General features: G+C 72.4%; 6 protein-coding genes. 2 read left to right on the top strand and 4 right to left on the bottom strand.

Annotated elements, in window-relative coordinates; all coding sequences use genetic code 11:
* Positions 1–2: 2 nt before the first annotated feature.
* The 4 genes from EJJ38_RS18975 to EJJ38_RS18960 are packed head-to-tail and all read right to left on the bottom strand — an operon-like array spanning position 3 to position 3,429.
* A complete protein-coding gene (locus tag EJJ38_RS18975) occupies positions 3–890 on the bottom strand; it encodes a class I SAM-dependent methyltransferase (protein WP_127092005.1) in 888 nt (295 codons plus the stop codon).
* On the bottom strand, positions 887–1,960 hold the full coding sequence (locus tag EJJ38_RS18970; RefSeq protein WP_127092004.1) for a glycosyltransferase: 1,074 nt from the start codon (positions 1,958–1,960) through the stop codon (positions 887–889). Before EJJ38_RS18970 ends, EJJ38_RS18975 begins: the two co-directional genes overlap by 4 nt.
* Complete coding sequence (locus EJJ38_RS18965; RefSeq protein WP_127092003.1) at positions 1,957–2,355, bottom strand: 6-pyruvoyl trahydropterin synthase family protein; 399 nt, start codon at positions 2,353–2,355, stop codon at positions 1,957–1,959. Before EJJ38_RS18965 ends, EJJ38_RS18970 begins: the two co-directional genes overlap by 4 nt.
* 45 nt (positions 2,356–2,400) lie before the next feature.
* The gene (locus tag EJJ38_RS18960; protein WP_127092002.1) at positions 2,401–3,429 is read right to left on the bottom strand and encodes a zinc-dependent alcohol dehydrogenase; all 1,029 of its coding nucleotides are present in this window, start codon (positions 3,427–3,429) and stop codon (positions 2,401–2,403) included.
* A 75-nt stretch (positions 3,430–3,504) separates the two neighbouring features.
* Here EJJ38_RS18960 and mdoH point away from each other — a divergent pair, with 75 nt between their 5' ends.
* Both mdoH and EJJ38_RS18950 read left to right on the top strand, forming a co-directional pair.
* Positions 3,505–5,301: a glucans biosynthesis glucosyltransferase MdoH gene (mdoH, locus tag EJJ38_RS18955; RefSeq protein WP_127092001.1), complete on the top strand. Its 1,797-nt coding sequence runs from the start codon at positions 3,505–3,507 to the stop codon at positions 5,299–5,301.
* Positions 5,302–5,456: 155 nt separating this feature from the next.
* Positions 5,457–14,078: an autotransporter outer membrane beta-barrel domain-containing protein gene (locus EJJ38_RS18950; protein ID WP_164738581.1), complete on the top strand. Its 8,622-nt coding sequence runs from the start codon at positions 5,457–5,459 to the stop codon at positions 14,076–14,078.
* The last annotated feature ends 14 nt before the right edge of the window (positions 14,079–14,092 follow it).

The raw sequence follows: 14,092 nt of genomic DNA, 5'->3' as shown, positions 1-14,092 counted from the left end.
CCTCAGGGCGTATCCCACGCATCCGGCACGGCCAGCAGGTCGCGATGGCCGATCTCGCAGGCCGCGCTGCTGCGTGCGGCGCCCCAGGCGCGGGCGTGGTCGGGCGCCATCCGCCCTCCGGCTGCGGCCGCCGCGGCGGTGCCGTTCGCAAGGGCCCGGATCAGTGCAGCGTCTTGGGCATCCGCCGGATCGAGCCGCCAGGGGCTGTCGGCGCAGCGCACATGGTAGAGGTTGGCCCGGAAAGCGGTTTCGAGCCTGTGCGTGGCCGCATTCCCCAGCGCTGGGCCGAATCCCTTGTCCCGCCCCTGGTCGGCCAGGAAGGCGGCCGCGACAGTGTCGTCGTCCCCATGGGCGGGCGTCCAGGCATCGCGCCCGTCGCAGGTGAGCACAGTGAAGAAGGCGGCCCGCAGCCGCGCGCATTCCGCCGCCAGCGCATCCGCGAAGCGGCCGGAGACCAGATCGAAGAAGGCGGAGGCGGTGACCAGATGCGGCGCGGCCGCGCTGATCGCCGCCAGCGAGCGCGACAGGTCCGTGAGCACGAGGGACACCGTGATCCGCTGCCCGTCCTTCACCAGATCCAGGCCGTCCGCCGTGGGTGCCGCCGTGTCCGCCCAGGCGCTGAGGGTGGCGCGGGCGGCATCCGTGAGGTCCGGCGCATGGTCCAGCAGGTACCAATGCTGGTCCATATGGAGAAGCGGCGCGGTGGCCCGCAGATTGGCGCCCGTTCCGGCGCCCAGGTCCACCACGCGCAGCCCCTCTTTGCCTGTCGGCACCCGCGCCAGCCTCAGCGCCATGTCCCGCGCGAGATCGCCATTGCGGGCGCGGGCGTCGGCATGCTCACGCAAGGCGAGCCAGGAGGGGGAGAACCCGCTTGCGGCCACGTCGCTCATGCCGCTACCCGCCCGGCAGCAGCGTGCAGCACGCTTGCAATGATGGCGGCGGTTGTGTCCCAGCCGGGAAAGGCTTGCCCGGCCGCATAGGCCCGGGCGGCGAGGCTGCGCCGGGCATCGGGGTCCGCCAGGAGCGGCGCCAGCGCGGCGGCGAGGGCCGCCGCATCGCCCGGCGGCACCTTCACGCCCGCCCCGTCCGGCACCGTCTGCGCCGCCGCCCCGCCCGTGGTGCAGACCACAGGCAGGCCGCGCCGCAGCGCTTCCGCCAATACCATGCCGTAGCCTTCATAGAGGGAGGGGTGGACGAACAGATCGCTCTCCAGATAGGCGGCGTCCAAAGCCTCGCGCGCAAGCGCTCCCGCCAGATGCACGCGCTCTTCAAGGCCCGCTTGCGCCAAGGCGGTGCGCACCCGATCCGCTTCCGCTGGGTCAATCTCCAGGCTTCCCACGATGGTGAGGCGCCAGGGCAGGTGTCGCAGGCTGTCCAGCGCCTGAACCAGCACGCCATGGGCCTTGCGAGGAATGACGGTGCCCACGCACAGGAGGCGCGGCGGGTCGCCGTCCGCCGGGCTGCGGGGGGCGGGGGCGAGGCCGGGCTCGGCCACGCTGATGCGCCCGGCGGCGACACCGTAATCCCGGGTGAGGGTGTGGGCCGTGGGATGGCTGGTGGTGACGATATGGCGGCAGAGGGCGAGCGCCTCGGTCTCGCTTGCCTTGAGCCGTGCAGCGTCCGTGGGGCTCAGCCCCGCCTCCAGGGCCAGGGGATGATGCACCAGGGCCACCAGCCGGTCGGCGAAGGGCGCCAATCCCTCGGCGGGCAGCGCGCCCAAAGCGAGGCCGTCCACCAGCAGCACGGTGGACGGGTCGGCAGCCGCCAGACGGCGCAGCGCCTCCCGCACGGCGGCCGGTGTTGCCAGAGGAAAGCCTTCCGGCAGCGCCAGGGGCGCGGCGTCCACATTCTGCGCGGGCAGATGGGCGAGCACCTCCCGGTCATAGGCATAGCCGCCCGTGGGGGTGTCGAGGGCGCCGGGAAAGGCCAGGACGGCGCGAATGGGGAAGGCCCGGCTCATGGCGTGATCTGCCCTTCGAACCAGGCGCGGGCCACATGGGATTCGTGCAGCGTGATGCGCAGGGCGGTCGGCGGGGTCTCGCCCAGCTCGCCCGCTCGCACCGCCGCGGCGATGCGCTCGAAAATGTGGTGGCAGAGCACTTCCGTGGTGGTGTTGCGCCCGGCGAAGTCCGGCAGTTCGTCCAGGTTCCGATAGGCGAGGGGCGCCAGAACGGCTTTCAGCACCTCATGGGCCTTGCCCATGTCCACCACCACGCCCTCGGGCGTGAGGCGCGGCGAGATGAAGGCCGCATCCACCACGAAGGTGGCGCCGTGCAGCGCCTGGGCGGGGCCGAACAGGGCGCCTTTGAAGCTGTGCGCGATCATGATGTGGTCGCGCACCTCGACGGCAAACATGGGCGGCTCCAGGGGGTTGGGAAAGGGGTTCGGGAAGGGAATGGATCAGGCGGGATAGCGCACGAGGGTCGCCACCTCGTCCGGCGCGCCGGTGAAGATGCGGTCCAGCGCGTGGGGCAGGTCGTCGAACGCCACCTCGCCGGTGATGAGGGCATCCAGCGCGTCGTCGGCCAACAAGGCAAGGGCCTTTTCCAGGCGGCGGCGCCGGGTCCAGCGCGGCCGCCGGGACGGGGGCAGGGCGCCCACCTGGGAGGAGATCAGCTTCAGCCGCTTGCAATGGAAGGGCCCGCCGAGGCCCACGGTGACGTCCTCGTCGCCATACCAGCTCACTTCCACGAGGCTCGCCTCCGTGCCGCAGCAGGCGAGGGCGGTGCGCAGGCCCTGCGAGGTGGCGCTGGCATGGAAGACCACGTCCGCCTCCCCCACGGCGGTTGGATCGTCCGTGAACCGCGCGCCGAAGCGTTCCGCCAGGGGGCGGCGGGCAATATTGGGGTCGAGGGCGGTCACCTCCGCGCCGGGCAGGCGGGCGGCCAGATAGGTGATGAGCAGGCCGATGAGCCCGGCCCCCACCACGACGATGCGGTCGCCTGCCCCGGCGCCGGAATCCCACAGCGCGTTGAGGGCGGTTTCCATATTGGCGGCGAGCGTCGCGCGGCGGGCGGGCACGGTGTCGGGCACCGGCACCGCATCGGCGGCGGGAAGGATGAAGGCATCCTGGTGGGGGTGGAGGGCGAAGACGAGGCGGCCCACGCTCTCCTCCGGGCCGATCTCCACCCGGCCCACGGCGCAATAGCCGTATTTGACCGGGAAGGGGAAATCCCCCTCCTGCATGGGGGCACGCATGTGGTCGCGATGCTCAGGGGCGGTGAGGCCCTGGTGGACGAGGCGCTCCGTGCCCCGGCTCACCGCGCTCCACAGGGTGCGCACGAGCATTTCGCCCGCCGCCGGAGCCGGCAGCGCCTGGGGCAGCAGCCGTGCGCTGGAGGGGGCCACATGCCAGAGCGCCCGTGCATCGGGCGCGCCGGGCTTGGTGTCGGCAATGCTGTGGCGTTTCGTCGCGGCAGGAAGGTTCATGGTCCCGGCCTCGTGATTGCCCGCAGGCCCGCCCCATGACTTAACGTCCCCGGCGCGTCTTCACGCGGAGCTGCCATGACCCTGCGCATCGACCCGGCCTCCATCGCGCCGCCTCCCCCCGAGGAGCAGGCGCGCCTTTTGTCGCGGCGGCGCCGGCTCATGCTCGCATTGAACCTTGCGACGGTTTTCATCATTGCGACAGTCGCCGCAAGCATCGCGGCCTCCGGGGGCTGGACAGGGGCAGACATCATCCTGGTCCTCTGCGTCATAGCCATAACGCCGTGGCATGCCATCGGGTTCTGGAATGCGTTGGTGGGTCTCGTCCTGCTCCATGGCACGCGCGACGGCGTCGCCCGCGCCGCGCCCTTCCTGAGCGGAAGCGACAGCGATGCGCCGGTCCTGGTGCGCACCGCCCTTCTTATGACGCTCCGCAACGAAGATCCCGAGCGGGCGCTCTCACGTCTTCGTGCGGTCAAGGCCGAGCTGGACCGGACCGGCTTCGGGGGCATGTTCGACTGCTTCGTGCTCAGCGACACCTCCCGCCCCGATGTTGCGGCGGCGGAGGAGGCGGCCGTGGCCCGCTGGCGCGCGGACATGGGCGGACGCGGCCTGTTCTATCGGCGCAGAAGCGAGAATACCGGGTTCAAGGCCGGAAATGTCCGCGATTTCTGCGAGCGCTGGGGCGCGGGCTATGAGCTGATGCTGCCGCTGGACGCGGACAGCCTTATGGGCGCCCCGGCCATCCTGCGCATGGTGCGGATCATGCAGGCACATCCGCGCATCGGCATCCTGCAGAGCCTCGTGGTGGGCCTGCCGAGCCGGAGCGCCTTCGCGCGGCTGTTCCAGTTCGGCATGCGGGCGGGCATGCGCTGCTACACGCTCGGCGCCACCTGGTGGGCGGGCGATTGCGGGCCCTTCTGGGGGCACAACGCGCTGGTGCGCATCGCCCCCTTCCGCGCCCATTGCACCCTGCCGGACCTGCCCGGCCCGCCGCCTTTGGGCGGGCCCATCCTCTCGCACGATCAGGTGGAGGCGGTGCTCATGCGCCGGGCGGGATACGAGGTGCGCGTGGTCCCCGTGGAGAGCGAGAGCTATGAGGAAAACCCGCCCGCTCTGCCGGACTTCCTCGCCCGCGATGCCCGCTGGTGCGTGGGCAACATGCAATATCTGAAGCTGCTGCGCCTGCCGGGCGCCCATCCCATGGGGCGCTTCCAGCTGGCCTGGGCGGTGCTCATGTTCGCCACCATTCCCGCTCTGCCCCTGGCGCTGCTGGCGCTCCCCTTCGCCGCGTACGCGGCCCCGGAGGGTGTCGCGGGACCGGCGGCGGCGCTCTATCTCGGCCTGATGGTGCTGAGCCTGTTCCCGAAGCTCGCCGGTTTCCTGGACGTGGCCCTTACCCCCGGCATGGCCGCGCGCTATGGCGGGGCGGGGCGGTTCGCGCTGTCGGCGGGGATCGAACTGGCCTTCTCCTTCCTGCTGAGCGCGGTGAGCGCGGTCGCCACCACCGTCCTGCTGCTGCGCCTCGCGCTCCATGCGGGGCGGGGTGGGCGGCGGTGGGAGTGGGGCGGGCAGGCGCGCGATGCCCATGCTTTGTCCTGGGGCCGGGCGGCGCGCGACCTTGCGGCGCCCACGCTGTTCGCTTTGCTGGTGGCGGGGCTGACGCTCGCCCTCGCACCGGGGTTGCTCGTCTGGATCCTGCCGCTGATCGCGGGCGGGCTGCTGGCCATCCCGCTGGCGGTGGTCACGGCGGACCCCCGTCTCGGACGGGCGCTGGAGCGCTGGCGGATCTGCGCGCTGCCGGAGGAGCAGGCCCCTCCGGCGGTGCTGGCGGCTCTCACCCAAGGGAAGGAATCTCTCCATCGCGCCGCGTGAGGCGGCGTCCTGTTGATGGTTTCATGGTGCCTCTCATTTAAACGCCCTGGATTGCATCTCCCGTTTCCCTCGCCTGCCTCACATGGTATCCAAGAACCCAGGGGATCCTGACGCCGGGCGGATATGCCCTGCGCGCGCATGGCTGGGGGGCGGCGTTGAAGGAACGGGCGGAGCCGAGGGCTACGAGTGTCTATGGTGCGTCCGCGGCGCGCCTCAACCAATCCACGGCCCTGACCACGACGCTCTGTGCCCTGGCCTTCATGGCCGCCGCCGGTGTCTCCTCCCCCTCGCAGGCACAGGCCCTATGCGCCGGCAGCCCGGTGATCCAGGTCTCCGGCAGCAATGGCAGCGGCGGGGCCAATACGGACGATCAGACCGCGGGAACGGGTGGCATGGGCGGTAATGCCGCGTCCTTCAACACGTCCATGTCCAACGGCGTCGCCTGCGCCAATGGCGGCCTTGGCGGCAGTGGCGGCCAAGCGACCTATATGGGGATCTACGGCCAGAACGTGACCGGCGGAACCGGCGGCATGGGTGGCGGCGGCTCGCCGTCTGGTACCATCGTCATCAGCGGCACCGTTTCTTCCGGTGGTAATCCCGGCGCCACCATCTATGCCAATGGTGGTGCGGGCGGAATGGGCGGTACCGGCGACGCCCAGGCAACTTATTTTCTTTTCACCGCTCCTCGCGCCTATGGCGGCACGGGCGGCACGGGCGGCACCGGCGCGGCGCTGACCATTACCATTACCAGTGCCCTGTCCAATGCGAGCGCGCCGGCTTTCGTCGCTTATGCCAATGGCGGCGTGGGCGGCACCGGTGGCGTGGGTGACGGCAGCCTCTTCAATTCGGCCCATGGCGGCACGGGTGGCGTGGGCGGTGCCGGCGGCAATCAGAACGTCACCTTCTCGGGCGCCTTGTCCACATCGGTCACGACGACCACTGCGCTGACGGCCCGCGCCGCCATCACCATCACCGCCAATGGCGGGGCGGGCGGATATGGCGGCGCCGCCACCACCTCCACGGACCTGCATGGCGGCGATGGTGGCCTGGGCGGGGCGGGCGGCATCGCGCGCCTGTCCATCGCGGCGGGGTCGCAGATCGTCACCTCGGGCAACGGCATGGGCGCCATCGTCGTCCAGGCCAATGGCGGCACGGGCGGCAATGGACGCTCCGCCTTCGGAATCTATACGGAGGGCGGGTCGGCCGGCGCCGGCGGCAGCGCCTATGGCAGCCAGCAGGTCTATGGCGCCTCAGCCCTGATCGCATCGAACGTCGCCATCACCACATCCGGCAGCTATTCCACGGCCGTGCTCGTGCAGAGCAATGGCGGGGCGGGCGGCGGCGGGGCGGATGGCTACAGCCAGTTCTTCTCCAGCGGCGGCAATGGCGGCACGGGCGGCGCGGGCGGTGCGGCCTATGTGGGGTCGAGCGGCGCCATCGTCACCAGCGGGGTGGGGTCCGCGGGCATCCTCGTCCAGTCCATCGCGGGCGGCGGCGGTGCCGGCGCGGGCGGCTCCGGCCTTGTGGGGCTGGGCGGCAATGGCGGCCAGAGCGGGGCGGCGGGCCGCGCCACCGCCGTGAACGTGGCGGGCGGCAGCATCGTGACGCGGGGCAATTATGCCCAGGGCCTCGTCGCCCAGTCCGTGGGCGGCGGCGGCGGCACCTTCGTCAATGGCAGTTCCCAGGGCCTCGCCATCGGCGGCACCCCCGCCATGAACGGCAATCCGGCCGTGGGCGGCGAGGGTGATGCGGGCGGCGCGAAGGTCACGAATGCGGGCAGCGTGCGCACCTATGGCAGCCATTCCGACGGCATCCTGTCCCAGTCCGTGGGCGGCGGCGGCGGCAATGGCGGCAGCGCGTCGGGCATTCTCGCCATTGGCGGCCAGGGCGGGGCGGCGGGCAATGCGGCCAATGCCAGCCTTGAATCCAGCGGCTCGGTCATCACCTCCGGCACCGATTCCGTGGCGGCGCTCGTGCAGTCCATCGGCGGCGGTGGCGGGCGGGGCGGCGGCGCCATCAGCATGGGCGTCGGCATCAGCGCGGCCATCGGCGGCGCGGGAACGGCGGGCGGCAATGCCGCGCAGGCCTATGCGAACATCTCCGGCAGCCTGACCACGTCGGGCGGCTATTCCTCGGGCGTCATGGTGCAGTCCATCGGCGGCGGCGGCGGCGCGGGCGGCAATGCCACCAGCCTGACGCTCGGCGCCTCTCTCGCCATCGGCGGCACATCGGGCACGGGCGGCTCCGGCGAGCTGGCCAGCGCGGTTATCGGAACCGATGCCGTGATCCGCACGGCGGGTGCGCATTCGGCGGGCGTGGCGGCGCAGTCCATCGGCGGCGGCGGCGGCAGCGGCGGGGCGGCGGGCGCCTATTCGGCGGGCCTGCTGGTGTCCGCGAGCGTCGCCATCGGTGGCTCGGGCGGCAATGGCGGCTCGGGCGGCAATGCGTCCGTCACCCAGGCGGGCACCATCGCCACCACCGGGCTCGATTCCATCGGCATCCTCGCCCAGTCCATCGGCGGCGGCGGCGGCACCGGCGGGTCCTCGGCGGCGCAGTCCGCATCGGTGGGCTTCGGCGACATCCCCTCCATCAGCATCAGTGCGTCGCTGGGCGGCAAGGGCGGCAGCGCGGGCGGCGCGCAGGGCACCAGCATCACCAATACCGGGCGGGTGGAGACCCACGGCGCGGGATCGGACGGCATCCTCGCCCAATCCATCGGCGGCGGCGGCGGCAATGGCGGGGATGCGTCGGCCATCGCCTCGGCCTATCACCTCGGCCCCTCCATGGCCCTGTCCGTGGGCGTGTCGCTGGGCGGAAACGGTGGCGGCGGCGGGTATGGCGGCGCCGTCATCATCACCAATTCGGGAAGCGTCACCACGGGCGGCGACTATGCGGACGCCATCGAGGCGCAGTCCATCGGCGGGGGCGGCGGCACCGGCGGCGTGGGCGGCTCCTCGGCAGACACGGCGGCGAAAGGCACCGGCCTCGATATCTCGCTCACCTTGGGCGCGGGCGGTGCCGGCGGCCAGGGCGGCACCGGCAACACCGTCACGGTGAGCAATGCCGGCACGGTGCGCACTGAAGGCGCCACCTCGCGCGGCATTCTCGCGCAATCCATCGGCGGCGGCGGCGGCGATGCGGGCGGCGGCACGGCCAATGCCTCCTCCGGGCAAGTGTCGTTGTCCGTCTCGCTGGGCGGCCAGGGCGGGCCGGGCGGCGGCAGCAACACGGTCACGGTCACCAATACCGGCTCCATCCTCACCACCGGCGGCGACGCGGACGGCATCCTCGCCCAGTCCATCGGCGGCGGCGGCGGCGCGGGCGGTTCGGCCAGCGGCCACAGCAAGGTTTCGGGCGGCAGCGGGGCGGTGAGCGCGGGCAGCGCCAGCTTCACCCTCACCGCCACTCTGGGCGGCGCGTCCGGCTCCGGCGGCAGCGGCGGCGCCGTGAACGTCTATTCCATTCCCAGCGCCACGGTGATCAGCACCACCGGCGACCATGCGGCGGGTATCGTGGCCCAGTCCATCGGCGGCGGCGGCGGCAAGGCGGGCGCGGCAGCGGGCTCGGCCACCGGCGGCAAGGTGGCGCTCACCTTCACCCTCGGCGCCACCTCCGGCTCCGGCGGCTATGCCAGCACCGTCACCGTCGTCACCGGCGGCAAGATCTCCACCGCCGGGTCGGACGCGGTGGGCATCCTCGCCCAGTCCGTGGGCGGCAGCGGCGGCATCGCCGGCAATTCCAACGCCGCCACCACCTCCCATATCTCGCTGGGCGCCGCCATTGCGGGGTCGGCGGGCGGCGGCAATACGGGCGGCGCGGTCTATGTGACCACCGGCGGCGGCACCATCAGCACCCAGGGCGTGCTCTCGGACGCCATCCTCGCCCAGTCCGTGGGCGGCGGCGGCGGCGTGGGCGGCACGGCGGGCAGCGATGCGCACGCCACAGGCCAGGGCGCGGTTTCCGCCAGCCTCACGCTGGGCGGCGCGGGCGGCGTGGGAGCCGGCGGCGGCTATGTCACCGTCACCAACGGGGCGGCCATCTCCACCTCCGGCGACAGCGCCAACGGCATCGTGGCCCAGTCCATCGGCGGCGGCGGCGGCAAGGCGGGCTCGGCCACCAGCAAGGGCAGCGGCGGCAGCTATGGCATTTCCGCCGGGCTCGGTGGATCCGGCGGCAGCGGCGCCACGGGCGGCCTCGTCACCGTGCTCAGCAGCGGCACCATCAGCATTGCGGGCGCGCAGTCCAACGGCATTCTCGCCCAGTCGGTGGGCGGCGGCGGCGGCCTGTCCGGCGCCTCTGCCGAAACCTCGGCGGCCAAGACCGCCAGCCTCTCGCTCTCGCTCGCCGGAAACGGCGGCTCGGGCAATGACGGCGGCAAGGTCTATGTGTCCGTGGGCGCCTCCATCTCTACGGGCGGCCAGAATGGCGCGGGCGTGCTCGCCCAGTCCATCGGCGGCGGCGGCGGAGCCTCCGCCAGCGCCACCAATGCGGCCACGGCGAAGATCGCCCTCGGCGCCTCCGTGGGCGGCACGGGGGGCAGCGGCGGGGCGGGCGAGAAGGTATCCGTCACCCTCGACAGCCTCTCTGCCGCCTCCATCATCACCTCCGGCGACGGGGCGGACGCGGTTCTGGCCCAGTCCATCGGCGGGGGCGGCGGCAGCGGCGGCGTGGGCACCGGCAAGGCGGACGGCGTGGGCGGCAGCAGCGTGTCGCTGGACCTCGCCATGGGCGGCACGGGGGCCTCGGGCGGCACCGGCGGGCGGGTGGAGGTGCGCAACGGCACCAGCACGTCCGGCCTCATCATCGTTACCACCGGCATCGGCGCCAACGGCCTCGCGGCCCAGTCCATCGGCGGCGGCGGCGGCAAGGCGGGCGCGGCCACATCCAGCAGCGGCGGAACCAGCAGCGTGGCCCTCTCCGCCAATCTGGGCGGCGCGGGCGGAGCGGGATCGGGCGGCGGCCATGTGACCGTCACCAATGCCAACACCATCTCCACCTCCGGCCACCATGCCAGCGGCATCCTCGCCCAGTCCATCGGCGGGGGCGGCGGCGCGGCGGTGAGCACCCATGCGGCGGCATCCGACACCAAGGCGAGCGCGGACATCTCCGCGAGCCTGGGCGGCACCGGCGGAAGCGGTGGGACCGGCGGGACGGTGGACGTCACCCATGCCGGGGCCATCTTCACCGCCGGCTCGGGGGCGTTCGGCATCCTCGCCCAATCCATCGGCGGGGGCGGCGGCGCCTCGGGCGCAACAAGCGACGGGGCCACGGGCAGCCAGACCAGCGTCACCCTCACCTTGGCGGGCGACGGGGGCAGCGGGAATACGGGCGGAGGCGTGTCCGTCACCAGCACCGGCACCGTCGCCACGGCGGGCCTCGGCGCGAGCGCGGTGCTGGCCCAGTCCATCGGCGGCGGCGGCGGCGCGGGGGGATCGGCCAACAATTCCGCCACCGGCAAGCTCGCCATCGGCGCCGCTTTGGGTGGCGGCGGCGGATCCGGCGGGGATGGCGGCCGGGTGGTCGTCACCGGCGGCACGGGTGCCCGTTTCTCCACCACCGGCAACATGGCGGAGGCCATCCTCGCCCAGTCCATCGGCGGGGGCGGCGGCGCCGGCGGCTCGGGCAATAGCGGCGTGGACGGGGCGGGCGGATCGAGCCTCGCCCTCTCCGCGGTGCTGGGCGGGGGCGGCGGTTCCGGCGGCACGGGCGGCCGGGTGAGCGTGAGCGTGGACACCGGCACGGACGGCGTGGTGCATCTGTCCACCACCGGCAGCGATGCGGCTGCGATCGTCGCCCAGTCCATCGGCGGCGGTGGCGGCAAGGGCGGCCTTTCCTCCTCCACGGCGTCCGGCCACGGCGCCACCACTCTGTCGGCAAGCCTTGGCGGCGCGGGCGGCGCGGGCAGCCATGGCGGCCAGGTGGATGCCATGGTGAAGACCAACATCCTCACCATGGGCGATGCCTCCGACGGCGTGCTGCTCCAGTCCATCGGCGGCGGCGGCGGCAATGCGGCGCTCGCCAACAGCACCGCCACCGGCAGCAACAGCGCCATCCATGCCAGCCTCACCTTGGGCGGTTCGGGCGGCGCGGGTAGCCATGGCGATGCGGTCACCCTCGAACAGGGCGGCCAGATCGTCACCAACGGTGCGCAGGCCAACGGCATCGTCCTGCAATCCATCGGCGGCGGCGGCGGGCGGGCCTCCACGGTCAATGCCAAATCGGGCGGGGGCGAGTTCAGCGGCAGCGTGGGCCTCGGCGCCTCCGGTGGCGCGGGCGGCCATGGCGGCCGGGTGACGGCCACCGTGACCGGCAACGTCTTCACCTATGGCGAGACGGCGGTGGCGCTGCTCGCGCAATCCATCGGCGGGGGCGGCGGCGTGGGCGCCACGGCGGCCGCGCAGGGGCAGGGCACGGCGTCTCTCGCGGTGACACTGGGCGCCTCGGGCGGGGCGGGCGGCAATGGCGGGGCGGTGGACGTGACCATCGGCGCCAACGCCCAACTGGTCAGCCAGGGCGTGAACGCCCATGCGGCTGTGCTGCAGTCCATCGGCGGCGGTGGCGGCATGGCGGGCACGGACAAGGCCAACGGCACGGTGGGCGTCACCTTCGGCGGCGCCAGCACGGCCGGGGGCAGTGACGGCGGCGCGGTGACCGCGCAGGTGGCGGGTCTCCTCCAGACCGGCGCGGACGGCGCGGCTGCATTGCTCGTCCAATCCATCGGCGGCGGGGGCGGCCTTGCGGGCAGCGCGGCGCGCACCGCCTTCTCGGTCTCCTCCACGGCGGTGGCGAGCGGCGGCGGGAACGGCTCGGGCGGCGCCGTCACGGTGACGCTGGCGGCGGGCTCCACCGCCACCACCACCGGCACCAATGCGGGGGCGGTGAACCTCCAGTCCATCGGTGGCGGTGGCGGGCAGGTGGAGACCGGCACCGGCGTCGCCATCGGCACGGCAGGCGGCACCGGCACGGGCGGCGCCATCACCGCCACCATCGGCGGCTCGGTCTCGGCCACCGGCCTGAACGCGCCGGCTTTGTTCGCCATCAGCACGGGCGCGGGTGGGGCGGGCGACATCGCCATTACGGTGAGCGGCACGGGCAGCCTGGTGGGCGGCCGGGGCGATGCGGGCGCGGGCATCATGGTGGCCGGCGGATCGCAGAACACCATCCTGGTCCAGTCCGGCGGCGTGGTGACCGGCCTCTCCAAGATCGCGATCCTGGCGGGCGGCGGCAGCGAGCAACTCACCAACGAGGGCACAATCTCGGGCTCGGTGGACCTCGGCACCGGCGCGGACAGCTTCACCAATGCGGCGACCGGCCTGTTCAATTCCGGCGCGCGGGTGAATTCCGGCGCGCTCATGCTCAATGCCGGCACCCTCAACCCCGGCGGGCGGGGCGTGACCTCCAGCACCGCCTTCACGGCGGGCTTCACCTCCACCGGCACCTATCAGGTGGACCTGGACGCGCTGAACCAGGTCTCCGACCAGATCAACGTGGCCGGCACCGCGCTTCTGGGAGGCACCGTCTTCGCGCTGCCCTCCTCCATCGCGCCCAATACCAGCTTCACCATCCTCACGGCGGAGAGCGTCACTAACACCGCCCAGACCCAGGACGTGTCCATCCCCTATTCCTGGGCCATGACCACCACGCCCACCACGGTGAGCGTGTCGCCCAATGCGCAGTTCTTGGCGCCCGGCGTGCCCCTGACGCAGAACCAGGCGGCGCTTGCCACTCATCTCCAGAACATCTGGGATGCAGGCGGAACACCGGCCATGATCCCGGTATTTTCGTCCCTGATCGGGGCGACAACGGCGGCGCTCTACCAGCAGGACCTGAACAACCTGTCGCCCCAGGCGCTCCAGTCCTCCGTCGCCATGCGCACCGTGGACAGCCGCGCCTTCCTGAACCGGACCCTCTCCTGCCCGGTCTTCATCGAGGACAGCGTCCAGCTCCACGAGGACCAGTGCGCCTGGGCGCGGGTGATCCTGGGCCGCACCACCCAGTCCACCACCGCCGACACGCCGGGCTTCACGGCGGACTCGGTCACCTTCCATGCGGGCATCCAGCGCGAGCTGGCCACCGACTGGTTCTTCGCCGCCTCGGCGGCCTATCACCAGGCGAGCGTCTCCGGCGCGGGCGGTCTCTACCAGGCGGACGCGGACGGCGCGGACGTGGGCATTGCGGTGAAGCGGCAGGTGGGCGCCTGGCTGTTCTCCGCCGCCTTCGACCTCGGCTGGGTCTCCTACGACAATGTGCGCGTCGTGCCCGGCATCGGCGCACCCACCTCCTCGTCGCAGGTGATGAACGCCACCGCGCGGCTGCGCGCCTCCTATGAGTTCGCCTATGCCTCCTGGTATCTGCGGCCCATGGTGGACGTGGACTATGTCTATGTGAACATTCCCGGATTCACCGAGCAGGGTGCCTCCGGCGCCGAGATGCAGATGAACGCGGCGAGCCAGGGCACCTTCATCCTGACCCCCGCCGTGGAGTTCGGCGGGCGGTGGGATTTGCCGGACGGGACGGTCTTGCGGCCCTACCTCACGCTGGGCGCGTCCTTTGCGTCCAATGACAGCTGGACCTCCACCTCGTCCTTCGTGGCGGCCCCTCCGGGTACGCCCAGCTTCTCGGTGACGACGCCCATGCCCGCGATCCTGGGGAATCTCGATCTCGGCGTGCAGGCGCTGACCAAGGACAATCTGGAAATCAAGCTTGAGTACGGGCTGAGCGTAGGTAACGACTATACCTCCCAAGTGGGCATGGCGCGATTCGCCGTCCACTTCTGACGACGCATCCAGAG

Source organism: Aquabacter cavernae (assembly GCF_003993795.1).
GTDB lineage: Bacteria > Pseudomonadota > Alphaproteobacteria > Rhizobiales > Xanthobacteraceae > Aquabacter > Aquabacter cavernae.
The sequence above is the reverse complement of the archived record's forward strand: the minus strand, read 5'-3'. Positions and strand labels throughout refer to the sequence as shown.

What these genes read in the sequence shown, in the direction of transcription:
- EJJ38_RS18970 (WP_127092004.1), bottom strand. Translation starts at nt 1,960, where the DNA reads ATGAGCCGGGCCTTCCCCATTCGCGCCGTCCTGGCCTTTCCCGGCGCC.
- EJJ38_RS18960 (WP_127092002.1), bottom strand. Translation starts at nt 3,429, where the DNA reads ATGAACCTTCCTGCCGCGACGAAACGCCACAGCATTGCCGACACCAAG.
- mdoH (WP_127092001.1), top strand. Translation starts at nt 3,505, where the DNA reads ATGACCCTGCGCATCGACCCGGCCTCCATCGCGCCGCCTCCCCCCGAG.
- EJJ38_RS18975 (WP_127092005.1), bottom strand. Translation starts at nt 890, where the DNA reads ATGAGCGACGTGGCCGCAAGCGGGTTCTCCCCCTCCTGGCTCGCCTTG.
- EJJ38_RS18965 (WP_127092003.1), bottom strand. Translation starts at nt 2,355, where the DNA reads ATGTTTGCCGTCGAGGTGCGCGACCACATCATGATCGCGCACAGCTTC.